Origin of the sequence: Microbacterium croceum, assembly GCF_023091245.1 — a bacterium.
In the GTDB taxonomy this organism is placed as follows: Bacteria; Actinomycetota; Actinomycetes; order Actinomycetales; family Microbacteriaceae; genus Microbacterium; species Microbacterium croceum.
In genome coordinates this window covers 1,407,885-1,430,922 of sequence record NZ_JAHWXN010000001.1, presented here as the reverse complement: position 1 = coordinate 1,430,922, position 23,038 = coordinate 1,407,885, and the positions used below count along the sequence as shown (strand labels likewise).

The following is a 23,038-nucleotide window of genomic DNA, read 5'->3' as shown; positions in this document are numbered from 1 at the left end:
TCGGCGGCAATCGAGTGCGCGCCCGTAGGAAAAGTATTTACGACTAACTAATTATCTGCAAGTTGTTTCCGAGATTGTCATCCCGCCGTAACAATTTCTTCCAAAGGTAGGCTCGCGTCATGGCTCGCAGTAACGCGCGCGGTGATCGCACTCCGGTCGCCCGCCACGCACCACTCCCCACCCGCAGCGCTCTCTCGTCTCTTCTGCGCTTCCTCGGCATCGGACTCGGTGTCGTGCTGGTCTCCGCGATCGCGGTCGGGGCGTTCATCGTGGCGGACCTGCTCAACCGCGCAGGGCAGGACGCGGTCACACTCGAAGTGGCTCCCGAAGTCGATCCGCCGACCATCGGCGCCTACCCGGGGGACAAGGCGTTCAGCATCCTCGTCATCGGAACAGACGAGTGCAGCGAACAGACGACCGCGCTCCTCAAGGAGCGCTGCACCGAGGCCGAGGGCGGCATCCTCAACGACGTGAACCTGCTCGTGCACGTCTCCGCTGAGCCGCGCAACGTCACGGTCGTCTCGCTTCCCCGCGACCTGATGATCCCCGTGCCGGAGTGCACCCGCGCAGACGGCTCTGTCGCCTCGCCGATGCAGAAGCAGTCGATCAACTCCCTCTTCCAGCACGCCGGCCTCTCGTGCGTGGTCAAGACCGTGAGCACCCTCGCCGACATCCCCATCGAGTTCGCCGCGAAGATGAGCTTCGATGGCGTGATGGCCATCACCGATGCGATCGGCGGCGTGGAGGTCTGCATCGCCGGCGACGGCATCCGCGATCCGTACACGAACATCGACTGGCCCGCCGGGCTGAAGACCATCTCGGGATACGAAGCCCTGCAGTTCATCCGCACCCGCCACGGCGTTGGCGATGAAAGCGACCTGGCCCGCATCTCGAACCAGCAGCAGTACATGTCGCGGCTCGCGAAGAAGGTGCTCAGCTCCGAGACGCTGACCGACATCCCCACGGTGCTGCGTCTGGCCGGTGCCGTCGCCGACAACATCGTGCCGAGCGAGGAGCTGAAGGACCCGCTGCGCCTCGCGCAGATCGCGCTGACCCTCAAAGACGTGCGCTTCAGCGACTTCGTGTTCGTCCAGTACCCGAACCTCACCGACCCGGATGACAAGAACAAGGTCGTGCCGAACTGGGATGCGGCCGAGGCCCTGTGGTCCGCGGTCAAGTCAGGGCAGCCACTGGAACTCACCGGTGACGTCGCGACGCACGGCGGCGTCACGCTCACGACGCCGGCTCCCGAGCAGACGACGGAGACCCCCGATCCGACCTCCACCGAGACACCCGAGGTCAGGACCACGTTGCCTCCCGACATCTCCGGCCAGACCCTCGAGCAGGAGACCTGCGCCGTCGGCAACCAGCGGTAGGCGATTCCGGCCGGATGCCCACGGCGTAGGCTCGTGCCATGGGCCGGACGCGATCACGAGACACCGACCACCCCGAAGCCCGCCTCGATCATGGAGGTATGGCCCGGATCGTGCCGTCGGAGTTCGCCGGCGGCTTCGAGCTCGTCGTCGACGACACGCCGCAGTCGCATGTCGACCTCGACGACCCCACCCACCTGCACTTCGAGTACATCGTGCGCATGGGTGCCGTGATCGACCAGCTGACCTCGCCGGGAGAGGCGCTCACGGCGGTGCACCTCGGCGCCGGAGCACTGACCCTCCCCCGCTACGTCGACGCCACGCGACCCGGCTCGCGCCAGCAGGTGATCGAGCTCGAGGCCCCACTGGCACAGCTCGTGCGCGAACACCTGCCGCTGCCGAAGGGCGCGGCGATCCGCATCCGCATCGGCGATGCACGCGAGGGGGTCAAGCGGCTGCCTCCGGCTCTCGTCGGACAGTGCGACCTGGTCGTCTCCGACGTGTACTCGGGCGCGCAGACCCCCGCGCATCTGACCAGCGTCGAGTTCTACCGCGAGCTGTCTCAGCTGCTCGGCCCGCGCGGGGTGCTGCTGGTGAACGTCGCTGACGGCCCTGGTCTCGCCTTCGCCCGCCGACAGGTCGCGACGATCGCAGAAGTGCTGCCGGAGATCGGCGTACTCGCCGACACCCAGGTGCTCAAGGGGCGCCGATTCGGCAACCTGGTGATCGCTGCCTCGGCCTCGCCACTGCCGACGGAATGGCTCCCCCGGCTGCTCGCCGCAGGCCCCCATCCTGCCAAGATCGCCCAGGGCCCAGAGCTCACGACCTTCGTGCAGGGGGCCCGGATCGTGACCGACGCGGACGCCGTGGCGTCACCCCGACCCGACGCCTCGCTCTTCCTGCGCTGACCATTCCCGGGTCGGGATGCCCGGTCACGGGCGCGCCGAGTCGGCGAGCGCGAACGAGCCAGGCAGACTGGAACAAGGACGCTGCGGAAGGAGAGCAATGAGTTTCATCCGGGGATACGACCAGGAGAACCTCCGTGAGCTGGTCGACCTCAGCGAATGCGCGGTGCGTCTCGAGGAGATCGACGGGCAGCGCAGTCTTCCTGCGCTGCTGGAGCGCGTGTGGCTGCTCAAAGTGCTCGACCGGCTCGATGAGGCTCTGACTCTCGCCGACGAAGCGGTGCGGCAGGCACGCATGGCCGGCACGCGCAAGGACGTTCTGCGGGCGCGCGTGCTGCACGCGACGATCCAGCAGTACCGCGGACAGCATGCCGCCGCGGATCAGGAGCTGGCGATGTGCGCAGAAGAGGCGGAGGGCCAGGGATGGATCTCCATCGCCGCCTTCGCTCATCAGCACCGCGGCAAGAACGCCTTCGATGCCGAGGACTACGACACGGCGCGCGAGAGCTTCAAGCGCTCGCTTTTCCTGCGGCGAGAGGCCGGCGCGGCCGATCGCGACCTCGAGACCGTGCTGCTCGCGATCGACGCGACCGAACGCCGCCGCACATCACAGCTCGTCGTCAGCTGACACTCCTCCCCGACTGCTGCCGCCCACTGTCGGTGGTATGGCTTAGCCTGGGCGCATGGCGGATCTTGACCGTGTGCGCATCTGGGGCGAGGCGCTCATCCGGATGCATCTCGATGACACCTGGTCCTTCGGCTTCGACAACGCCAAGCGGCGTGCCGGGCAATGCGACTACACCAAGAAGCGCATCACGGTGTCGCGGTACCTCGCCGCTCGATTCGACGATGACGAGATCCATCAAGTGCTGCTCCATGAGGTCGCGCACGCCCTCGCCGGGCATGCCGCCGCACACGGCTCCACCTGGAAGCACGTCGCGCGCGACCTCGGCTATGTCGGGGGCACGACACACCGCGGCGAGACCGCGGTCGAGCTCGCTCCCTGGGTCGGTCGGTGCCCTGCCGGGCACGTGACCTATCGGCACCGCCGGCCGACCAGGCCCACGTCGTGTGCGCGGTGCTCACGCACGTACGATGCGCGTCACCTCTTCGATTGGACCCGTCGCGAGATCACGTCGGATGCACGCCTCGCCGCACAGCTGCCGCGCTGAACCAGGCGGCCGGCGTCAGGCGACAGGGTCGTCGTCTCTCCGGGTGGGCGCGGATTCTTCGGCGTCGACATCTTCGTTGTCGACGTCTACAGGGTGGACGTCTTCAGGGTGGACGTCTTCGGGATCGGCGTCTTCGGGATCGGCCGTCGACGTGTGACCCGCGGTCGCCGCGCGTGAGCGATTCCTCCGCACGAAGGCGGCGATGGCGCGCCACCCCACCAGGAAGACCCCGAGCGTCAGCGTGGCGACGATGATGAACGGCACCTGAGCCGTGTCACCGCTGAGCACCCGCAGCAGCATCCCGCCGACGACGGTCACGCCCCAGACGACGGCCCCCCACAGGAGCGTCCACGGGCGACGTGGCCGTGCGGGCAGCAGCGCGGCCAGCAGATGTCCGAGCAGCAGTGCGACCAGGAACGGCCACGCGGTGAGCAGGAAGCCGGCAGGGCTCTCGTCGTGCGATGCACGGCCGATCGCCGCGAAGACGAGCACCAGCAGGGCATCGACGATGACGGCGGGAAGGTACCTCATGCCACGACCCTACGCGTGCCCCTCGCACCCCGGGCGTTATACGTGGGCGTGGCGTCCGAGCCTCCGTCCGATCGCCACGACTGCATCATGAGGGGAGTCTCGGAGCGAAGTCAGGCGAAGCAGACGAAGACGCGGTCCCGGAGTACGGGGACCGTCGAGACGGCGTCCAGGCGGGATGCCGCGGCGACCGTCTCGGCATCCGCACCGTCACGCGCCGAACCGCTCGCCGAGACGAGGTGCCCGAGAGCGCGACGCAGTGCGCGGAAGCCTTCGGCTGCGACGGCGGCGTCCGGGGCCGTGTGGTCGATGCCGAGATCGGTCAGCGCGGCGATGATCGCCCCGGCGCCGAGGTGATCCTCGACCGCGAAGCGCAGGTCGTTGGAGCCGTCGCGCTCCCCCGCCGCGATCACCGCGACCGAGGTGCGTGCCTGCCGCTGCTCCTGCAGGGCCTGCACGCTGCGCGCGACGGCCGAGGCGTTGCGGAGGCCACCGACCAGCACCGTCGCTCCGCCCGCGGCAGCCGTCACCGCGAGAGCAGGGGCGACGGCGTCGACCGACCAGTTCGCCGCATCCGCGAGATCGACCTCGGCGCCGCCGAGCACGGCATCCGCCAGTCGTGAGGAGAAGTGCAGCACGTCGACGATCACGACGACATCCGCATCCGCGAGGCGCTCGAGCCCCGCGAGGCCCCAGTCGAGGCGGACCTGATACGTGGACTGATCGAACGGCGGCATCCGTCCAGCCTATGCGCGTCCGAGGGGTCATGACACGCCGCGAGCGGGGTCGCGCTCGCGGCGTGTCGTGACCCCTCACGCAGGCGGCAACCGGGTCAGTCGGCGGCGAGCGCCTCGACAGGGGCCACGCGGGTCGCGAGCCGGGTGGGCGTGGCCGCAGCCACCAGGGTGAGCACGGCCGTGGCCGCCACGATGATCGCCACCGGCAGCCACGGGATCTGCGGGGCGACCAGACCTGCGGGTGTGAAGTCGGGCAGCGTGGGCACCGAGCCCAGCAGCGACTGCGCCGCGATCCAGCCGTAGGCGACGCCGAGGACAAGCCCGGTGAGTGTCGCGGCCACCGTGATGTGCGTCGCCTCGAGCAGCACCATCCGTCGCACCTGGCGGTTCGACAGACCGATCGAGCGGAGCAGACCGAGCTCCCGGCGACGCTGCACCACACCGATCGTGAGGAGGTTCACGAGTCCGACCGCGGCGATCACGGCCGAGACCGCGACGAGCACCATCATGATCGCGGCGAACGCGTCGAACGGAGCGAAGAACTCGTCTGGCACGTCACCGGACTGGTTCATCATCAGCCGCTTCGCCGACTCCAGCGCGACGGCGAACATCGTCACCAGTGTCACGCCCATCACGACACCGATCGCCATGCGCGAGGAACGCTCCGGGTAGCGCAGCGCGTTCTCAGCGGCCAGACGTGCGGTCGCGCTCGACCCGAACATCTTGCCCACGAGCCGCAGCACCGGCGGCATGAACAGCACCGACCCCAGAGCCAGCCCGGTGAACGACAGCAGTCCGCCCAGGAAGGCGACGACGACTCCGAGCGGAGTGATCAGGCCGATCACCACACCGGCGGCGAGAAGCGCCGCCCCGGCGATCAACAGCACCCACGCGCCGATGTGACGCCCCTGACGTCCGGACACCTCATCGTGGGCGCGCTCGACGGATCCACCGAGGGCCTGCAGCGGAGTCACGGTGAGCACCCGCCGAGATCCGGCCCAGGCGGCCGCCCAGGTGGTGAGGGCGACACCGATCACGGGAAGAGCGATGAACGGCTGCGCGAGCGAGAAGCCCGAGGGGTCGTTGTCGAGCAGCATCGCCCCGATCTGCACGCCGGCCACGGTGACCAGGAGTCCGGCCAGCAGACCGAGGCCGGCACCGATGATGCCGACGATGAGCCCCTGACGCCCGACCTCGGCGCGCTGCGACCGCGCGGTGGCGCCGATCAGTCGCATGAGCGCGATCTGGCGAGTGCGGCCGGCGATGATCGTCGAGAAGGTGTTGGCGGTGACGATCGCGGCCACGTACATCGCCACCGCGGTGAGCAGCACCGACAGCAGTGCCACGACGAAGGCGAGCGTCTCACTGTCGCCGATGAAGGGATCGGCCTGCAGCACGGCGCCGATGTAGGCCGTGACCTCCACCAGCAGCACCCCGAACGCAGCCGAGAGGGCGGCGACAAGGATGCTCGCGCCCATGCCGCGGTCGCGCAACCAGGCCAGTCGCGGCGCGGTCGCCCGCGTCTCGGGGACGACCGTGGCGACGGCGGTCATGCCGCCACCTCGGCGGCGAGCATGTAGGCCGAGATCTCTTCGGCGGTCTGACGCGGGTGGTCGGCCACGATGCGGCCATCGCCGAGGTACAGCACCCGATCCGCGTGGCTCGCGGCGATCGCGTCGTGCGTGACCATCGCGATGGACTGCCCGTGCTCGCGGCTCGCACGAGCGAGCAGCTGCAGCACCTCGCGGCCCGTCTGCGAGTCGAGGTTGCCGGTGGGCTCGTCGGCGAAGACGAGGTCGGGTGCGGTGGCGAGCGCCCTGGCGATCGCGACGCGCTGCTGCTGGCCACCGGAGAGCTGGTGCGGGCGGTGGCTCAGTCGCGCGCCGAGGCCGAGGGTGTCGATGAGCCCGTCGATGCGCGCACGTTCGATCGCACTCGGACGACGACCATCGAGCTCGAACGGCAGCAGGATGTTCCCGAGTGCATCGAGCGTGGGGACCAGGTTGAACGCCTGGAAGATGAAGCCGACGCGGCGTCGGCGCAGGATCGTGAGGTCGAGGTCAGCGAGGCCGGTGATCTCGGTGTCCCCGATCCAAGCGCGCCCCTCGGTCGGGGTGTCGAGCCCGGCCATGATGTGCATGAGCGTGGACTTGCCGGAGCCGGACGGCCCCATGATGGCGGTGAACTGTCCGCGGCGGATGCCGACGCTCACATCGTCGAGCGCACGCACGGTGCCCTCGCCGCTGCCGTAGTTCTTCTTGAGGTGCTGGACGCGGGCGGCGAGCCCGAGGTCGGTGGTCGTGATCTCCATACCTTCGACGCTACGGAGCGACCGTACCGGTGCGCGTCGCCCGCCCGACGCATCCCGCTACATCGCAAGGATGATTCGGCGAGGTCGGGTCAGGCCAGACCGTGCTCGAACGCGAACACCACGAGCTGCACGCGGTCGCGCAGCCCGAGCTTTGTCAGGATGCGGCTGATGTGCGTCTTGACGGTCGCCTCGCTGAGGAACTCGCGGGCGGCGATCTCGGCGTTCGACAGTCCGCGTGCGGCGAGGGCGAAGATCTCGCGCTCCCGGTCGGTGAGCGTGGTGTACTGCTCCGGAACCGGCTTCGGCGCCTCGGCGAAGTGGGCGAACAGGTCGCGAGTCGCGGAGGCGGCGATCACGCTCGAGCCGGCATGCACGGTGCGGATCGCCGCCAGCAGGAACTCCGGGTCGGCGTCCTTGAGCAGGAACCCGCTCGCTCCCTGCCGGATGGCCCTGGCTGCTGCTTCGTCCAGGTCGAAGGTGGTGAGCATCACGATGCGCGGGGCATCCGGCTGCGTGAGGATCTCGGCCGTGGCGGTCAGCCCGTCCATCACCGGCATCCGGATGTCCATCAGCACGACGTCGGGCCTGGTCGTGCGCACGACGTCGAGGGCCTCACGTCCGTCGCCGGCCTCGCCGACCACTTCGAGGTCGGGTTGAGAGGCGACGAGCATACGGATGCCGGCGCGGAAGAGGGACTGGTCATCGACGAGGACGACACGGATCATGCGGCACAGCCTCCTGCGGGTGAAGACGTCATCCGGCGACGGGCCCGCCGATCGGAAGGGAGGCTGCCACGACGAACTGGTCCCCGTGACGCTCCGCCTGCAGGCTACCGCCCACGAGCTGCGCCCGCTCGCGCATGCCGATCACACCGTGACCGCCCACGGTAGGCACGGCATCACCCCCGATCATGTTGCGCACCTGGACATCGACGCGATCAGGCAGCCAGGCCAGGTGCACCTCGACAGCGCCGTCGCCGTGTCGGATGGCATTCGTGAGCGCCTCCTGGAGGATGCGGTAGACCGCGAGCTGAATGGCTCCCGGCGGCTCCCCCGGCGGCATCGGATCGACCGTGATGCGCGGCTCGACGCCCGCCTGGCGCACCTGGGCGAACAGCGTCTCGAGGTCGGCGAGCGTCGGCTGCGGTCCGTCCCCCTGCCGATGACGCAGCTGTGTGAGCAGCAGCCGCACGTCGGAGAGCGCACCCCGCGCCGTCTGGGCGATGGTTCCGAGGGCTTCCGACGCGATCTCCGGTTGTGCGGCGGCGGCATAGCGCGCGCCGTCCGCCTGTGCGATCACGACCGCGAGCGAGTGGGCGACGACGTCGTGCATGTCGCGGGCGATCCGCACCCGCTCCTGTTCCTCCGCAGCGAGCATCTCGGCCTGCGCCCTGGCGACCTGGGTCTCGCGCCCCCTCAGGATCACCCGCCACAGCAGACCCGCACCCCACGACATGACCATCGCGAGCACGAACACCGAGGCCAGCAGCGTCGCGATCAGCGCCGCTCTCAGGGCGCTCGCGGCATCCGTCAGCAGCTCTCCCGACCAGACCACGCCGAAATACAGACCGCCGAGCACACCGCCGCCGAGCGCGGAGATGCCGCCGATCCAGAGCAGTCGCCTGCTGCCCCAGGCCGCCGTCGCGAAGAGCACGACCATGATCCCCAGGTCGTAGACTGCGGGCGCCAACCCCATGCCCATCTGGATCACAGCGCCGAACCACGCTACCCCGAGCGCGAGCGCGGGCGAGAGCCGCGCGATCGCGGCAGCACCCCACACGACGGCGCTCGCCACCACCGACGCGGTCACCGCCAACGCCGACGCGCCGCTCCACGCGCTCAGCTGAGTGGCCGAGAAGAAGAGGGTCAGCGGCGTGGTGACGGCGAAACCGAGTACAGCGCCGACGATGTCGACGATGAGCCAGGTGCGGGAGATCGGGCGGAACACCCTCTCACGCTACGCGAGCGGTGGGCGGGGCGCGTCCGTCTGCGGATGTATCCGCCCGCTCAAGCGCGGCAGACTCAGGCGCGGCAGAGGATCTCGCCGTGCGGCACCAGGTACCAGCCGTCGCCGTCATCCGCCCAGCGCTTCCAGGCGTCACTGATCTCGTGCAGATCCGCCGTGGTCGCCATGTCGCTGTCGACGAGCTGTCGGGCCAGCGCGGACTCGAGGATGCGGTCGGCCCACATCCCGCCCCACCACGCACGGTCCTCCGGAGTCGCGTAGCACCAGGTGGAGGCGGACGCAGTGATGTCGTCGAAGCCTGCGGCCCGTGCCCACGACAGCAGCCGCCGCCCCGCGTCCGGCTCTCCGCCGTTCGCCCGTGCGGCCTCGCGGTACAGCGCCAGCCAGCGGTCGAGCTCCGGCAGGATCGGGAACCAGTGGAAGCCCGCGTAGTCCGCATCGCGGGCGGCCACGACGCCGCCGGGCACCGTCACGCGGCGCATCTCGCGGAGCGCCTGCACCGGGTCGCCGACGTGCTGCAGCACCTGGTGAGCGTGCACGACGTCGAAGCTGTCATCCGCGAAGCTCAGCGCGTGCACGTCCTCGATCGAGAAGGCGATGTTCTCGACTCCCCTGCTCTCGGCCAGGCCGCGAGACAGCGACAGGGCGGCATCATCGATCTCGGTCGCGGTGACGTGGGAGACGATGCCCGCGAAGTCCATCGTGATCGATCCGGGGCCCGCGCCGACGTCGAGCAGCCGAGTGGCGGGCTGGAGGTACGGGCGCAGGTACTCCGCCGAGTTCGCGATGGTGCGGATGCTGTGCGAGCGGAGGACGGACTCATGATGTCCGTGCGTGTACGAGGCCATGATTCATCCTGGCAGGTCGACGCCGTCCGCAGATCCTCAGCGCAACTCGGCGACCGCGCGGCGGATCGCCTCGCGGTCGGGCTTGCCCGATGCCAGCACCGCGAGTTCGTCGACCAGGATCAGCCGTGCGGGCCTGGCGTGCTTTCCCAGCTCCTCCGCCACGGCGTCACGCGCCTGCACGAGCTGCTCCGATTCGCTGCGCCGCAGTACCTCACCTCGGGCGGCGACGATGACGGAGGCCTCGCCCCAGCGCTCGTCGTCGACTCCCACCACGACCGCCTGGTGGAGCCCCGGCACCTGTCGTACCACGCGTTCGACACGGTCGAGCGAGATGTTGATGCCGCCCGACACGATCACATTGTCGGCGCGGCCCTGCACCCGCACGACGCCGTCCTCGACCATGCCGAGGTCGCCCGTGCGGTACCAGCGGATGCCGTGCTCATCGCGCACGAATGTCCGCGCGGTCAGTGCAGGGTCATCGAGGTAGCCGTCTGCGAGCATGGGCCCGGCGAGGCGTATCTCGCCCTCCACGACCCGCACCGCCACGGTGTCGAGCGCTACCCCGTCGTACACGCACCCGCCGCTGGTCTCGGTCGATCCGTAGGTGCGCACGAGTCGTACCCCGAGTTCCTCCGCCCGCTCGCGCACGGGCTGCGGCAGCGCCTGACCGCCCACGAGGATCGCCTGATAGGCCTGCAGCGCGGCTCGCACCGCCGTGTCATCCGCAGCGTCGAGCAGCGTCGCCACCTGCGCGGGTACGAGGGATGTGTACAGGGCGGGCACTCCGACGCCGGGCGCCGGGCGCAGCATCGACAGCGACGCCTCCGCGAAGGCGAGCGGCGAGAACCGGCCCTCCAACGCCACCGGCTGCGTACCAGCGAGCACCGAGCGCACCAACACCTGGAGTCCCGCCACGTAGCCCGCAGGAAGTGCGAGCAGCCAGCGACCGCTCCCGATGCGCTCGGCCGTGGCCTCGGCGCTGGCGCGCAGGGCCTCGCCGCTGAGCACCACCCGCTTCGGGATCCCGCTCGATCCGGAGGTCGCGATGACGGCCGCGGTCCCCTCCTCGACCTCGTCGGGGCTGCCGGCGACCATCCCGAACCCCAGGGCGGGTCCGCCGTCGAGCGCACGCCGCAGGTCATCCCGCAACTGCGCCGGGTTCTCGGCATCCGTGGGGATCAGGGGGATCATGATGCGACCTCAGTAGTGCCAGGGGAACGAAGACCAGTCGGGGTCGCGCTTCTCGAGGAACGAGTCGCGTCCCTCGACGGCTTCGTCTGTGCCGTAGGCGAGCCGCGTGGCCTCCCCCGCGAACACCTGCTGTCCGACCAGCCCGTCATCGACCGCGTTGAAGGCGAACTTGAGCATGCGGATCGCCGTCGGCGACTTGGTGAGCACCGTGCGCGCCACCTTCAGCGCTTCGCGCTCGAGCTCCGCATGGGGCACGACACGGTTCACGGCACCCATCTCGTACGCGCGCTGCGCCGAGTACTCCTCGGCGAGGAAGAACACCTCGCGGGCGATCTTCTGCCCGGTCTGGCGGGCCATGTACGCAGACCCGTAGCCGGCGTCGAAGCTGCCCACGTCGGCATCCGTCTGCTTGAAGCGCCCGTGCTCCTCGCTCGCGATCGTGAGGTCGCAGACGACGTGGAGCGAGTGACCTCCACCGGCCGCCCACCCGGGGACCACGGCGATGACGACCTTGGGCATGAAGCGGATCAGCCGCTGCACCTCGAGGATGTGCAGACGGCCTCCGCGCGCCGAATCGTGCACGGTCGTCTCGGAGTCGGAGTACTTGTAGCCGTCGCGGCCGCGGATGCGCTGGTCGCCGCCTGAGCAGAACGCCCACCCGCCGTCCTTCGCGCTGGGACCGTTGCCCGTGAGCAGCACTGCCCCGATCCGCGGATCCTGGCGCGCGATGTCGAGCGCGCGATACAGCTCGTCGACCGTGTGCGGTCGGAAGGCGTTGCGCACCTCCGGACGGTGGAAGGCGATGCGCGCGACCCCGCCGTCGTGCGAGACGTGCGCCGTGATGTCGGTGTAGTCCTCGGCACCGGGCGCGAGAGTCCACTCGCTCGGGTCGAACAGGTCGGAGACGAATGCGGTGGTCACGGCATCCAGCCTATTCCTCGGCCCGCCCCGCCGACGGCGGACCTGCGGCGAGCGCGCACCGCTTTGATCCAGCCGTCGACGATGTCCCATCCCACCCCGATCGCGATGCCGAATGCCAGCAGGACCGCGAGGATGCGGAAGGTGCCGCCTTCGCCCGCCGCCTTCGCGTCGCCGGTCGCGAATTCCTCGCCCCCGACCGCCGCGACGTGCGACAGGAAGTCCGGGTTGATCAGCTCGCCACGCAGGAGCAGTGCCAGGGCCCACGCGAGGAAGGCCAGTGCGAGGACAGTGTTCGCCACCGCGAGACCCCTGCTCCATCGCCCCTTCATGAAGACGACGATCGCGAAGACCGCTTCCAGCACGATCAGGACGAACAGGGCCGAGATCCCCCACGGCCACAGCCGCGGATCGAGGATCGGAAGCGCCTCGCCGTAGACGATCACGAAGCCGCGGAATCGGTCCCAGAGCAGGGCGCCGACGGCGATCCCGAGGAAGACCAGCGCGGCGATCAGCTCGCTCCGCCCGCCGCTGTTCTCCATCGGCTCGGGGAGCTTGTCGACGTTCCAGGTCTCGCCGGTATCGGTGCCGGCACGCTCCAGCACGACGAACACGAGCGTCGTCCAGAAGCACAGCTGGATGACCACCCCGCCGGCCGCCAGGATCGCCGAGGAGATGATCTCGCCGACCGCCGCACCGGAGATGGTCTGGCCCAGCGCGACGGCACCGAGCACGCTCACCGGCACGGCGAGCAGGAGCACCTTCAGCAGACGCCACCAGGTCAGGTAGTACCGCGGACCGATGAGGTGCAGCGGACGATCGGCGAAGCCGGCTGCCAGGATGCCCGGGTCGCCCAGCTCGGTGAGGACGGCGCGCTCCGCGTCGGCCCGGGTCTCGCCCTGTTCGAGGCGCGCCTCGACGGCATCCGCGATGGACGCCTCCAGCTCGGCTCTGACGTCGGCCTGCGCGTCGGGCTTCAGGCTGCGGATCGTCGCGCTGATGTATCGCTCGGTGAGCGTCGCACTGGTCATGTCAATTCTCCTCTGCAGTGAGGCTCGCGATCGCGGTGGTGAGCGATCGCCATTCTTCGGTGAGAGTGTCGGCGAGACGGATGCCGGCATCGGAGGTGCGGTAGAACTTGCGCGGTCTGGCCTCGTCGGTGTTCCACTCGCTGGTGAGGTACTCCTGCTTCTCGAGTCTCCGCAGCAGCGGGTACAGGGTGTTCGCGTCTGTCGCGAATCCTCGCCGCTCGAGCTCTTCGAGCAGCCCGTAGCCGTAGCCCGGGGTGCGCAGCAGCTGCAGGCAGGCGAGCACGATCGTGCCGCGTCGCAGCTCCTGCAGGTGCGTGTCGAGGACTTCGTTCATGCCACAGACGATAGTGTGCGTCACACACCATTGTCAATCGCACATTTATGTGGAGGAGGCGTCTGTGCAGCTGCCTCGACCGAACGCGCCGGCGCGACTCGCCCCGGCGCGGGACGACGCGCGCAGGCGCATAGAGAGCAGAATGGGCACATGATCCCGCCGCTCGCAGAACTGATCGACTCGGCCAGGGTCGTCGCCCTCCCGATGCACAGCCGCTTCCGCGGCGTGGACACCAGAGAGGCACTGCTCTTCGAAGGACCGCAGGGGTGGGCGGAGTTCTCCCCGTTCACGGAGTATGAGGATGCGGAGGCCGCGACGTGGCTCGCCGCCGCGATCGACTTCGCCTGGAACGTCCAGCCCGAGCCACTGCGTGAACGCATCGGCGTGAATGCGACGGTGCCAGCGATCGACGCCGCCCGCGTGCCCGAACTGCTGGCGCGCTTCACCGGATGCCGAACGGCGAAGGTCAAGGTCGCCGAACCCGGCCAGGCGCTCGCCGACGATGTGGCACGGGTGCGGGCGGTGCGTGAGGCCATGGGGCCGGAGGGGCGCATCCGTGTCGACGCAAACGCAGCCTGGAACGTCGATGAGGCCGAACGGGCGGTGCACGCGCTCAACGAGTTCGACCTGGAGTACGTCGAGCAACCGTGCGCGACGGTACCAGAGCTCGCCGAGCTGCGTCAGCGCGTGAAGTACCTCGGCATCCCGGTCGCCGCAGACGAGAGCGTGCGCAAGTCATCCGATCCCCTGGCCGTGGCGCGCGCCGGCGCCGCCGACCTGCTCGTGATCAAGGCGCAGCCGCTGGGGGGCGTCACGCACGCACTGCAGATCGTGACAGCCGCCGGACTCCCCGTCGTCGTCTCCAGCGCCCTCGACACCGCGATCGGCCTCTCGCAGGGCGCGGCACTCGCCGCCGCGCTGCCCCGGCTGGACTACGACTGCGGACTGGGCACGTCATCACTCTTTCTCGACGACGTCGCCGAGCTCCGCCCGGTCGACGGCTCCATCCCGGTCGGGCGACTCACCCCCGATCCCGCTGCTCTCACCCGGCTCGCCGCCTCAGACGAACGCCGGGAATGGTGGATGGCGCGACTCGCCCGCTGTCACTACGAGCTCGCAACCGCCGCGCACTGAGTCGACGTGCTCGCCGCACCTCTCCCGCGCACCCGCCGCGACTGACGTCTACGGCTCGATCAGCAGCTCCACCAGACGCGCGAGTTCCTCACTGCCGGAGTGGCGAAGCCTCTCGTCATCCTGACCCGCCATCGCTCCGCGCACGGTCATACCCTCCCAGAGGATCATGAGCATGCGGGCGGCCGCATCGGCCGGGATGCGCAGCCGCAGGGAACCGGCGACCACGATGTCCTCGACGATCTGAGCGACGCTCGCGACCATCTCGCTCTCCTGCGCGAGATAGGCCGCACCGAACTCCGCGTCGCGGAGAGCACGGATGCGGATCTCGCTCATCAGCATGACACCCAGGCGGTCATCGCCGCCGAGCTCCATGACGCGCTGCACGAGTTCGATGGGATCACAGCCCTCCGCCAAGGCACCCTCGGCGGTCATCTGCTCGACGCGGGTGCGCACCGCGCTCACGCGCACATCGGCGACACTCGCGGTCAGCGTCAGGAACAGCTCGTCTTTGGACTCGAAGTTCGAGTAGAACGCGCCGCGCGTGAAGCCGGCTCGCTCGCACACCGCTTCGACGGAGGCGCCGTCGAGGCCGACCTCGGCGAAGACCTGCGCGGCCGCCTCGAGCAGCCGTGCGCGCGTGTTCTCCCGGCTGCGGGTTGCGGGTGTCGACATCGAAACCTCCTGACCCTTCACTCTCGCATGATTCACACCCCGCACACAGACTCCACCGCGCGGGTCACCTTACGATACATCTATGTATTGGATACACCTGTGTATCCACATGGCATCCCTCGGAGGAACGCGTGTCCACATTCCTGTCCTCGCTCGGCCGCTGGTCCTTCCGGCACCCGTGGCGGGTCCTCGTCTCCTGGCTCCTGGCGCTCGGCATCGCTGGCGCGGGAGCACTCGTGCTCGGCGCGGGAACAGACAACTCGTTCACCATCCCCGGAACCGAATCGCAGGCGGGGCTCGAGCAGCTCTCCCGCTCGTTCCCGCAGGTGAGCGGCACGAACGCGCAGTTCATCGTGGTCGCCGCCGAGGGAGACAAGATCACAGATGACGACTACCGCGAGCACATCGAGGATGCCGTCTCGGAGCTCGGCGACCTCGACCAGGTGCTCGCCGCCACATCGCCGTACGACGAGATGGTCAGCGGCATGATCAACGACGACGACACCGCCGCGATCGTACGGGTGCAGTTCGACGGTGAGTCGACCGATGTCTCCGAGGCCACCAAGGACTCCTTGCGGGCAGTCGTCAACGACCTCTCCTCCGAACTGCCGAAGGGATCGCAGACCTCCCTCGGCGGCGACCTGTTCGCGATCTCGATCCCCGGCGTGACGCTCACCGAGGCCGTCGGCCTGCTGATCGCCCTGCTCGTGCTCATCGTGACCTTCCGTTCCTTCGTGGTCGCCGGGCTCCCCCTGCTCACCGCGATCCTCGGCGTCGGCATCTCGATGGCCGGCATCTTCGCGGCCACCGCATTCGCGACGGTGTCGTCGACCACACCGCTGCTGGCACTCATGCTGGGTCTCGCCGTCGGCATCGACTATGCGCTGTTCATCATGGCGCGACATCAGGACCAGGTCCGAGAGGGCGTCGATCCCGAGGAATCCGCCTCGCGCGCGGTCGGCACCGCCGGCTCCGCGGTCGTGTTCGCCGGCGTCACCGTGCTGATCGCGCTGATCGGCCTCGGCTTCGCGGGCATCCCGTTCCTCACCACCATGGGCATCGCGGCGTCCGCCGCGGTCGCGGTCGCCGTGGCCATCGCCGTCACCCTCACCCCTGCCCTGCTGGGGTTCATGAAGGGCCGGGTCGTCGGCCGTCCCCCGAAGGCACCGAAGGCGAAGACGTCCGGCCGCGGCCAGCAGTCCGATGACGCCGAGGCGTCGCCGAGCCCGTCGAAGGGCAGCGAACGCTGGGTGCGCGGCGTCACGAAGCGTCCCGTGCTCGTCTCCCTCGCCGTCATCATCGGCCTGGGGATCGTGGCCGTGCCCGCCCTGAGTCTGAATCTCGCGCTGCCGAACGCCGGAGTGCTGCCGAAGGACTCGGAAGCCCGGCAGAGCTACGACCTCGTCGGCGAGCACTTCGGACCGGGGTTCAACGGGCCGATGATCCTGACCGGCACGATCGTCACGTCGACCGATCCCGTCACCCTGATGGACGACCTCGGCGCGGCCGTGGCCAAGGTCCCCGGCGTCAAAGAGGTCGCTCTCTCGACCCCGAACGAGACCGCCGACACCGGCATCGTGCAGATCATCCCCGAGACCGCGCCGGATGATCCGGCGACCGCCGACCTCGTGCGCGAGCTGCGCTCTCACCACGACGAGTGGCTCGAGGAGTTCGGGATCGATCTGAAGGTCACCGGCTTCACCGCCGTCGGCATCGACATCTCCGACCAGCTCGGAGACGCCCTGCTGCCCTTCGGCATCTTCGTGATCGGGCTCTCGCTGATCCTGCTCACCATCGTGTTCCGGTCGATCTGGGTGCCGATCACCGCGGCAGCCGGCTATCTGCTCTCGATCGTCGCTGCCTTCGGCGTCGTGGGGGCCGTGTTCGAGTGGGGCTGGTTCGCCGATCTGCTGCACGTGGCCAAGGTCGGACCCATCATCAGCTTCATGCCGATCATCCTGATGGGCGTCCTGTTCGGGCTCGCGATGGACTACCAGGTGTTCCTGGTCTCCCGCATGCGCGAGGACTTCGTGCACGATCCCGACTCGAAGAGTCCCGACCGCGCGGTCCGTCGCGCGGCAGCTCTCCGCACGGTGCGCAGCGGCTTCACCGGATCGGCGAAGGTCGTGACTGCGGCCGGGCTCATCATGTTCGCAGTGTTCGTGGCCTTCGTTCCCGAGGGGGACTCCTCGCTCAAACCCATCGCGCTCGGCCTCGCGGCCGGTATCGCGATCGACGCCTTCCTGGTGCGCATGACGCTGATCCCCGCGCTCATGGCGATCCTGGGCGAGCGCGCCTGGGAGATCCCGTCCTGGCTGGAGAAGATCCTGCCGAGCGTCGACATCGAGGGCGAGGCGGTGGAGCGCGAGCGGCACCTGGCCGCGTGGCCGGGAGACCAGTCCGTGGTCGCCGCCGATGACCTGACCCTGAGCGCCGACGCTCCCCTGCTCGACGGCGTCTCGTTGCGAGTCCAGCCCGCCGGCGCTCTCATCGCCACCGGAGGCGACCACCGCGTGCGACGGGCGCTGGCGCTCGCGATCGCCGGCCGCGTTTCCGCCGAGTCGGGCCGGCTCCGCGTCGTCGGCCACCTGCTCCCCGGCCGCGCGGCCTGGGTCAGGGCCCACGTCGGCTGCGTGCTCGTCGACGATGCGGATGCCGCGCTGCTCGACCTCGCCGAAGCACTCCGCGGCCGATCGGAACTGGTCGTCGTGGACGGTCTCGACCGTCTCGCCGGAGGCCAGCGGGATCAGGCCACCGCAATGCTCCGGGATGCCGCAGCCGCTCGTCCGCTCGCCGTGTTCGCCACGGCGTCCGACGGCGGAGTCGCACGCACCATCCTCGCGGAGGCCGGCTGGCCGACCGCCGACATCATCGATACACGGATGCCCCGCCGGGCAGCTGAAGAATCCACCGAGGTGACCGCATGACCCTCTCCATCGAGCGCGCCCGCTCCCGCAAGCCGATCACGTGGCTCACCATCCTCGGTGTGCTGCTGCTGCCGGCAGCGGTCGGCGGCATCCTCGTCGCCGCTCTGCAGAACCCGACCGAGCGTCTGGACTCGATGACCGCCGCGATCGTCAACCTCGACGACCCGGTGACCATCGACGGACAGATCACCCCGCTCGGGCGCCAGCTCGCGTCCGGGCTCGTCGAAGGCTCGGACGACCTCGACTCGAACCTCACCTGGGTGATCTCGAACGAAGAGGATGCGGCAGACGGACTGGCCGACGGCTCGTACCAGGCCGTGATCACGATCCCCGAAGACTTCTCGGCCGCGGCCACTTCGGCCGGTCAGGCCATCGCGGACGGCGGCGGGAAGGCCGAGCAGGCCACCATCAAGGTCACCACGCCTGAGGACGGCCTCGTCGCCGACGACCTCATCACCGGCCAGATCGCGACCGTCGCCGCCTCCACTCTCGGCACGAAGCTCACCGAGGCGACCACAGAGAACATCCTGGTCGGCTTCACGACGATCGGCGATCAGATCGGCGAGGCCGCCGACGGAGCCGTGAAGCTCGCCAGCGGTGCACGGGATGCCGCCGACGGCGCGGCCGCCATCCCCGACGGCGCCACGAAGCTGGCGTCCGGCGCGAGCGACCTCGGCTCCGGTGCCTCGTCGCTGGCCACCGGACTCGACACGATCGCCTCGAAGACGCGTGAGGTGGCGAACGGAGCCGGCGCGCTCGGTGCGGGGCTCAGCCAGGGAGCGGCAGCGCTCCAGCAGAGCGGGCTGGTCCCGGATGACCTGTACACAGGCGTGAACGGGACGAAGGCGGCGACGGACGGAGTGGCGACGGGCACCACGGCAGTGTCGACGCAGCTCAACGCGCTGGTCGCGAAGTGCGACGCTGCTGCGACCCCCGAGTTCTGCGCCGAGCTTCGCACAGCCGCCGGCACCGCGACCGGCGTCGTCAGTGGTGCGAAGCGGGCCGCCGGTGCCGCCGCGGGTGTTGCCGCAGGTGTGCAGCAGTTCGATGCGGCAGCCACCAGCGAGCTGTCTTCGCAGCTCAGCGAGGCCGGTGCCGGAGCCACCCAGATCGCGGGCGGCCTGAACCAGCTCGCCAGCCAGGGCATCGACCAGTCCGCGGCCGGCGCGCGCGCACTCTCCAGCGGCGCGACGCAGCTCAGCGACGGAGCCACACAGCTCGCCGACGGTGCGACCGAGCTCGCCACCGGACTCGACACCCTCGCCACCGGCACCGGCGACCTCGCGGGCGGTCTGCGCACGGCATCCGAGTCGCTCCCCTCGTTCAGCGAATCCGAGTCGACGTCGCTCGCCTCGGTGATGGCCGACCCGGTGACGACGAACTCCTCGATGAACACGATCTTCGGGCCGACCGCGATTCCGCTGCTCGCCGCGGTCGTGCTGTGGTTCGGGGGTCTGGCGTCCTTCATCGTGATGCGCGCCCACACCGCGCGCACTCTCACATCACGCCGTTCCTCGGCCTCGCTCGCCCTGCGCGCGTTCGCTCCCGCCGCCCTGATCGGCGCCGGTCAGGGGCTCCTGGTCGCGCTCATCGTGCAGTTCGTCGCCGCGTACGATGCGGCTGCGTGGTGGTCGTTCGCCGGCACCGCTGTCGTCGCCGGAATCGCCTTCGCCGCGGTGAACCAGGCGCTGGTCGCCCTGTTCGGCGGAGTCGGCCGCTGGATCAGCGCTCTCGTGGGGGTGCTGGCGGTCGCGACCGGGTTGATCTCGACCGTGCCCGGGTGGCTCGCCGGACTCGGCGCCGCACTGCCCACGGCTCCCGCGTTCGCCGGCCTCATCGCAGGAAGCGGCAGCGCGATCGCCGCGCTGGTCGTCTGGGGCGTGCTCTCGCTGGTCGCCACGACGCTCGTGGTCGCCGTGCGTCGCACCACCTCCACCCGGGCGGTGCTGGCGACGACCTGATCTGACCGCCCCCGCGCACAGCTTCGGAGATCACCGCCGACACGCCGCCCGCCAGCCCCGGCGGGCGGCGTGTCACGTCTCGGGTCCGATGTTACGCGCGCCGATGGGGCCGTACCGTACGCTCGGCCCATGCGTCGACCGTTCATGGCCTCACCCGCTCAACTCGCCTCGCTGGAAGGACAGCAGTACCTCGTGCTGCGTCCGACCGAAGCGGTCGCCGCGGAGTACCAGGCACTCCAGCGCGATACCCTCGCGGCACTGGACACCTCGGTCACCTTCCCACACACCGGGCACATCACGCTTCGCGGATTCGCGGAGTCGGAACGTCGGGAGGAGCTGCTCGCGGCCATCCGGACCTGGGCGGCGCGACAGCATCCGATCACCGTGACCGCCGACGCGGTGGACACCTTCCCTGCTCCCTGGCAGATCGTGATCCTGCGCCTCGCTCGCACCGACTCACTCGTCTCCGCCTATGCCGCGCTGACCGATCTCCTCGTCGAGACGGACTTCCGGAGACTCGGCGAACTCGACCTGGGGGACTGGACCTTCCACCTCTCCGTCGTCTACGGCAAGACCCTCGATGCGAGAGCCTGGGACGAACTCGACCGCGCCGCGCGTCGCCCCCTGCCTGCACTGCCGACCGAGATCATCACCGAAGCCGAACTCGTCTGGTACCAGGACGGCATCGAGCATGCGGAGGTCATCCCTCTCGGCCGCCCCTAGACGTCAGCTGCCCCTCACTCCTGGAACGGCTGAATCGGTGCGTAGCTCTCGATCTCGGTACGGATAGCGGCGACCGCCTCCTCGTCCAGCCCGGCATCCCCGGTGACCTCGCGCCATCCCGACGTGACGACGTCGCCGAAGTTGTGTCCGTGACGCGCGGGCACCGCCTCTCCCCCGAGCATGTCGATTCCGACCTGCACCGCCGTCACCACCGGGATCCACCGCATCGACGGGCTGACGTCATCGCCGCGCTGCCCCTGGTCCAACCACTCGGGGGCACGCCACAGCAGCTCCGGCGTCAGCCACGTCACCGGGTCCGTCGCATGCTGCAGGTACAGCACCCGCGGATGCTCCCAGTGCCCGTCGAGCAGGCCCTGATCACCGTCGCGCGACATCCACCGCACCTCACGCCCCTCATCGAGCACGGGCCTCCACACCGGACTACCGGGGTCCCGGGCATCCTGCAGCGACTGCCAGAGCGTCGACCCCGCCGGACTCCCCACGAACATCGCGCCGTCCGTGCGCGCGCGAACCGCGTCGAGATCGTCGAACACCGCCTGGCTGCCGTGCGCTCCGAGGCTGAGTCCGTAACTGATGAGCTGGGGCCGGTCGGCCACCGGAAGCTGCAGCCACCGCTCCTCCACCGCGTCGAACAGCACGCGGGCCGCCTCGACCGGCGCGTCGGGGTCGAACAGGAACGACACCCAGCTCGGGGTGTAGGCGTACTGGAGCGCCGCGATGGCCGTGTCGCCCGCGTGCAGATACTCGATCGAGTCGACCGTCTGCGCCTCGAGCCATCCCGACCCGGTGGTCGTGGCGATCACCAGGACCTCACGATCGAAGGCGCCGGTGCGCTCGAGCTCCGACACGACCAGCTGGGCGCGTTCCTCGACGGTGTCGGCGGAGGCCAGTCCGGCGTATACGCGGATCGGCTGCATCGCGGGCGCATCGATGAGCGCGGCGATCTCGTCGGCGGTCGGTCCCCCGCCGACGAACGCGCTCCCGTGCCTGCCGAGGTCTTCCCAGTCGATCGCCGAGTCCGGGCCCGCCGAACGATACGTCGAATCCGGCTCCGCCAGCCCCGCTTCGGGTCCGGCGTTGAGTCCGGCGTAGATCGTGTCGACCGCGACCACTGCGGCGAGCGCGACGCCTGCCGTGCCCGCGACCACGACGGTCGCGGTGCCGAGGATCGCCATCGACGATCCGCTCGTGCGTCGCAGTGCGAGGAACAACCGTCGATTCGCCTTCCCGATCGCGAGCAAGAGGAGGGCGACCGGCACGAAACCTGCCAGGAAGGGGGCGAGGTCCGCGCCACCCAGCGGCGGCATCTCGACCAGGGCGCGCACCTCGTTCTGCCACGACAGCGCCAGCACCGACAGGACGGCGACCGCGGCGAGCCAGATCGCCGCGTATGTGATCCACAACACTCTGCGCAGCGCCGGGGCGGGACGTCGGCGCACCAGCGAACGCGCCGCACGCCACACTGCGACGCCGAGCAGATATCCGAGGGCGAACGCGACAGCGGTGACCACGCCCTGGAACAACGCGGGGCGCGGCAACAGCGACGGTGTGACCGAGAGCACCGCGAGGCCGAGTCCGCCGAGCGCCCCACCGGGGTCGAGGTGCCACCAGCGGCGAGAGAGATGCGGGACGTCGTTCAGCTGATCGGCAGCGGAGGGAGTGTCGATGGTCGTATTCCGGTCAGTGGTGGAGAGGGCGGTCAGTGCTGGAGAGGTCAATGGTGGATGAGAGCTTTGAGCGCGATCAGGATACCGCCGAAGGATGCCGTGACCAGAGCTCCGCCCAGCCGTGCCCACATGCTCGTGGTGCGGGTCCCGGCGATGACCCAGCCCACGATCGCCAACAGCAGGACATCGGCGCTCAGCGCCATCCACACGGCGAATCCGTCGTGCAGCAGCCCGACGAAACCGAGGAACAGGATCAGGACGGGCACTGCGGCGAGCCCCAGCAGGCCGATCGAGTCGTTGAGCCCGTGACGGATGGCGGCGCCGATGCCACCGTCGCGCTCGCGGTGCTCCGCCATCCACGACACGGCGGCGGCGTAGGCGTGCGCTGCGAAGAAGACGAGCAGCGTCGCGATCACCGACAGCAGCGCCTCGCCGGAGCTGGCCGTGAGGTTGCGGCTGACCACGATCATGCCGGCGACGATGATGAGGCCGTAGATGCCCTCGGCCGACGTGGCGAGCGAGCCGAACCGCGCGGCACCCGATCCGAGGGAGCCCTCGCCCGGAGGCAGGGGCTCCGGGCCGCCCGGCGCCGCGCGGGGAGGATCCTGGTTCATGGACGC

At 69.7% G+C, this 23,038-nt stretch carries 22 protein-coding genes; 8 read left to right on the top strand and 14 right to left on the bottom strand.

The annotated features are described in order from the left end of the window. Window positions 1-119: 119 nt before the first annotated feature. From KZC51_RS06805 to KZC51_RS06790, 4 genes are all read left to right on the top strand, one after another. Window positions 120-1,376, top strand: coding sequence for an LCP family protein (locus KZC51_RS06805; protein WP_247629249.1), 1,257 nt, complete (start codon window positions 120-122; stop codon window positions 1,374-1,376). 38 nt (window positions 1,377-1,414) lie between these two features. Next, window positions 1,415-2,281 carry a spermidine synthase gene (locus KZC51_RS06800; RefSeq protein ID WP_247629248.1) on the top strand — a complete coding sequence of 289 codons (867 nt, stop codon included), beginning with the start codon at window positions 1,415-1,417 and terminating at the stop codon, window positions 2,279-2,281. A gap of 97 nt (window positions 2,282-2,378) precedes the next feature. Continuing rightward, the gene (locus KZC51_RS06795; protein WP_247629247.1) at window positions 2,379-2,906 is read left to right on the top strand and encodes a hypothetical protein; all 528 of its coding nucleotides are present in this window, start codon (window positions 2,379-2,381) and stop codon (window positions 2,904-2,906) included. Between the two features lie 55 nt (window positions 2,907-2,961). Further along, window positions 2,962-3,450, top strand: a complete 489-nt coding sequence (locus KZC51_RS06790; protein ID WP_247629246.1) for a SprT-like domain-containing protein — start codon at window positions 2,962-2,964, stop codon at window positions 3,448-3,450. 15 nt (window positions 3,451-3,465) lie between these two features. Here KZC51_RS06790 and KZC51_RS06785 read toward each other — a convergent pair whose 3' ends face one another. The 11 genes from KZC51_RS06785 to KZC51_RS06735 form a co-directional block, all read right to left on the bottom strand. Further along, window positions 3,466-3,981 carry a DUF3054 domain-containing protein gene (locus tag KZC51_RS06785; protein WP_247629245.1) on the bottom strand — a complete coding sequence of 172 codons (516 nt, stop codon included), beginning with the start codon at window positions 3,979-3,981 and terminating at the stop codon, window positions 3,466-3,468. Window positions 3,982-4,091: 110 nt separating this feature from the next. Further along, entirely contained in the window at window positions 4,092-4,715 is a 624-nt protein-coding gene (locus KZC51_RS06780) for a 2-phosphosulfolactate phosphatase (RefSeq protein ID WP_247629244.1), read from the bottom strand. Between the two features lie 95 nt (window positions 4,716-4,810). Then, on the bottom strand, window positions 4,811-6,268 hold the full coding sequence (locus KZC51_RS06775; RefSeq protein ID WP_247629243.1) for an ABC transporter permease: 1,458 nt from the start codon (window positions 6,266-6,268) through the stop codon (window positions 4,811-4,813). Continuing rightward, a complete protein-coding gene (locus tag KZC51_RS06770) occupies window positions 6,265-7,026 on the bottom strand; it encodes an ABC transporter ATP-binding protein (RefSeq protein WP_247629242.1) in 762 nt (253 codons plus the stop codon). The genes KZC51_RS06775 and KZC51_RS06770 overlap by 4 nt, the downstream gene beginning before the upstream one ends. Window positions 7,027-7,115: 89 nt before the next feature. Further along, window positions 7,116-7,751 carry a response regulator gene (locus KZC51_RS06765; RefSeq protein WP_247629241.1) on the bottom strand — a complete coding sequence of 212 codons (636 nt, stop codon included), beginning with the start codon at window positions 7,749-7,751 and terminating at the stop codon, window positions 7,116-7,118. 28 nt (window positions 7,752-7,779) lie between these two features. Continuing rightward, a complete protein-coding gene (locus tag KZC51_RS17825) occupies window positions 7,780-8,973 on the bottom strand; it encodes a sensor histidine kinase (protein ID WP_247629240.1) in 1,194 nt (397 codons plus the stop codon). Window positions 8,974-9,047: 74 nt separating this feature from the next. Next, complete coding sequence (locus tag KZC51_RS06755) at window positions 9,048-9,839, bottom strand: class I SAM-dependent methyltransferase (RefSeq protein WP_247629239.1); 792 nt, start codon at window positions 9,837-9,839, stop codon at window positions 9,048-9,050. 36 nt (window positions 9,840-9,875) lie between these two features. Continuing rightward, window positions 9,876-11,030: an AMP-binding protein gene (locus KZC51_RS06750; RefSeq protein WP_247629238.1), complete on the bottom strand. Its 1,155-nt coding sequence runs from the start codon at window positions 11,028-11,030 to the stop codon at window positions 9,876-9,878. 9 nt (window positions 11,031-11,039) lie between these two features. After that, complete coding sequence (locus KZC51_RS06745) at window positions 11,040-11,951, bottom strand: 1,4-dihydroxy-2-naphthoyl-CoA synthase (RefSeq protein WP_247629237.1); 912 nt, start codon at window positions 11,949-11,951, stop codon at window positions 11,040-11,042. Beyond that, on the bottom strand, window positions 11,948-12,979 hold the full coding sequence (locus KZC51_RS06740; protein WP_247629236.1) for a permease prefix domain 1-containing protein: 1,032 nt from the start codon (window positions 12,977-12,979) through the stop codon (window positions 11,948-11,950). Before KZC51_RS06740 ends, KZC51_RS06745 begins: the two co-directional genes overlap by 4 nt. Before the next feature lies 1 nt (window position 12,980). Next, window positions 12,981-13,313 carry a PadR family transcriptional regulator gene (locus tag KZC51_RS06735; RefSeq protein ID WP_247629235.1) on the bottom strand — a complete coding sequence of 111 codons (333 nt, stop codon included), beginning with the start codon at window positions 13,311-13,313 and terminating at the stop codon, window positions 12,981-12,983. A 150-nt stretch (window positions 13,314-13,463) separates the two neighbouring features. On the opposite strand from KZC51_RS06735, the gene KZC51_RS06730 reads away from it, so the two are divergent. Further along, complete coding sequence (locus KZC51_RS06730) at window positions 13,464-14,447, top strand: o-succinylbenzoate synthase (RefSeq protein WP_247629234.1); 984 nt, start codon at window positions 13,464-13,466, stop codon at window positions 14,445-14,447. A 48-nt stretch (window positions 14,448-14,495) separates the two neighbouring features. On the opposite strand, the gene KZC51_RS06725 is transcribed toward KZC51_RS06730, so the two are convergent. After that, a complete protein-coding gene (locus KZC51_RS06725; RefSeq protein WP_247629233.1) occupies window positions 14,496-15,119 on the bottom strand; it encodes a TetR/AcrR family transcriptional regulator in 624 nt (207 codons plus the stop codon). A gap of 131 nt (window positions 15,120-15,250) precedes the next feature. On the opposite strand from KZC51_RS06725, the gene KZC51_RS06720 reads away from it, so the two are divergent. The 3 genes from KZC51_RS06720 to KZC51_RS06710 all read left to right on the top strand — a co-directional run bounded on the left by KZC51_RS06720 (window position 15,251) and on the right by KZC51_RS06710 (window position 20,730). Continuing rightward, a complete protein-coding gene (locus tag KZC51_RS06720; RefSeq protein WP_247629232.1) occupies window positions 15,251-18,046 on the top strand; it encodes an efflux RND transporter permease subunit in 2,796 nt (931 codons plus the stop codon). Next, entirely contained in the window at window positions 18,043-20,007 is a 1,965-nt protein-coding gene (locus KZC51_RS06715; protein ID WP_247629231.1) for a YhgE/Pip family protein, read from the top strand. The genes KZC51_RS06720 and KZC51_RS06715 overlap by 4 nt, the downstream gene beginning before the upstream one ends. Window positions 20,008-20,136: 129 nt before the next feature. Further along, window positions 20,137-20,730, top strand: a complete 594-nt coding sequence (locus KZC51_RS06710) for a 2'-5' RNA ligase family protein (RefSeq protein WP_247629230.1) — start codon at window positions 20,137-20,139, stop codon at window positions 20,728-20,730. Between the two features lie 14 nt (window positions 20,731-20,744). Here KZC51_RS06710 and KZC51_RS06705 read toward each other — a convergent pair whose 3' ends face one another. Further along, entirely contained in the window at window positions 20,745-22,469 is a 1,725-nt protein-coding gene (locus KZC51_RS06705; RefSeq protein ID WP_247629229.1) for an alpha/beta hydrolase, read from the bottom strand. Continuing rightward, a complete protein-coding gene (locus KZC51_RS06700; RefSeq protein ID WP_247629228.1) occupies window positions 22,466-23,032 on the bottom strand; it encodes a hypothetical protein in 567 nt (188 codons plus the stop codon). The genes KZC51_RS06705 and KZC51_RS06700 overlap by 4 nt, the downstream gene beginning before the upstream one ends. Between the last annotated feature and the right edge of the window lie 6 nt (window positions 23,033-23,038).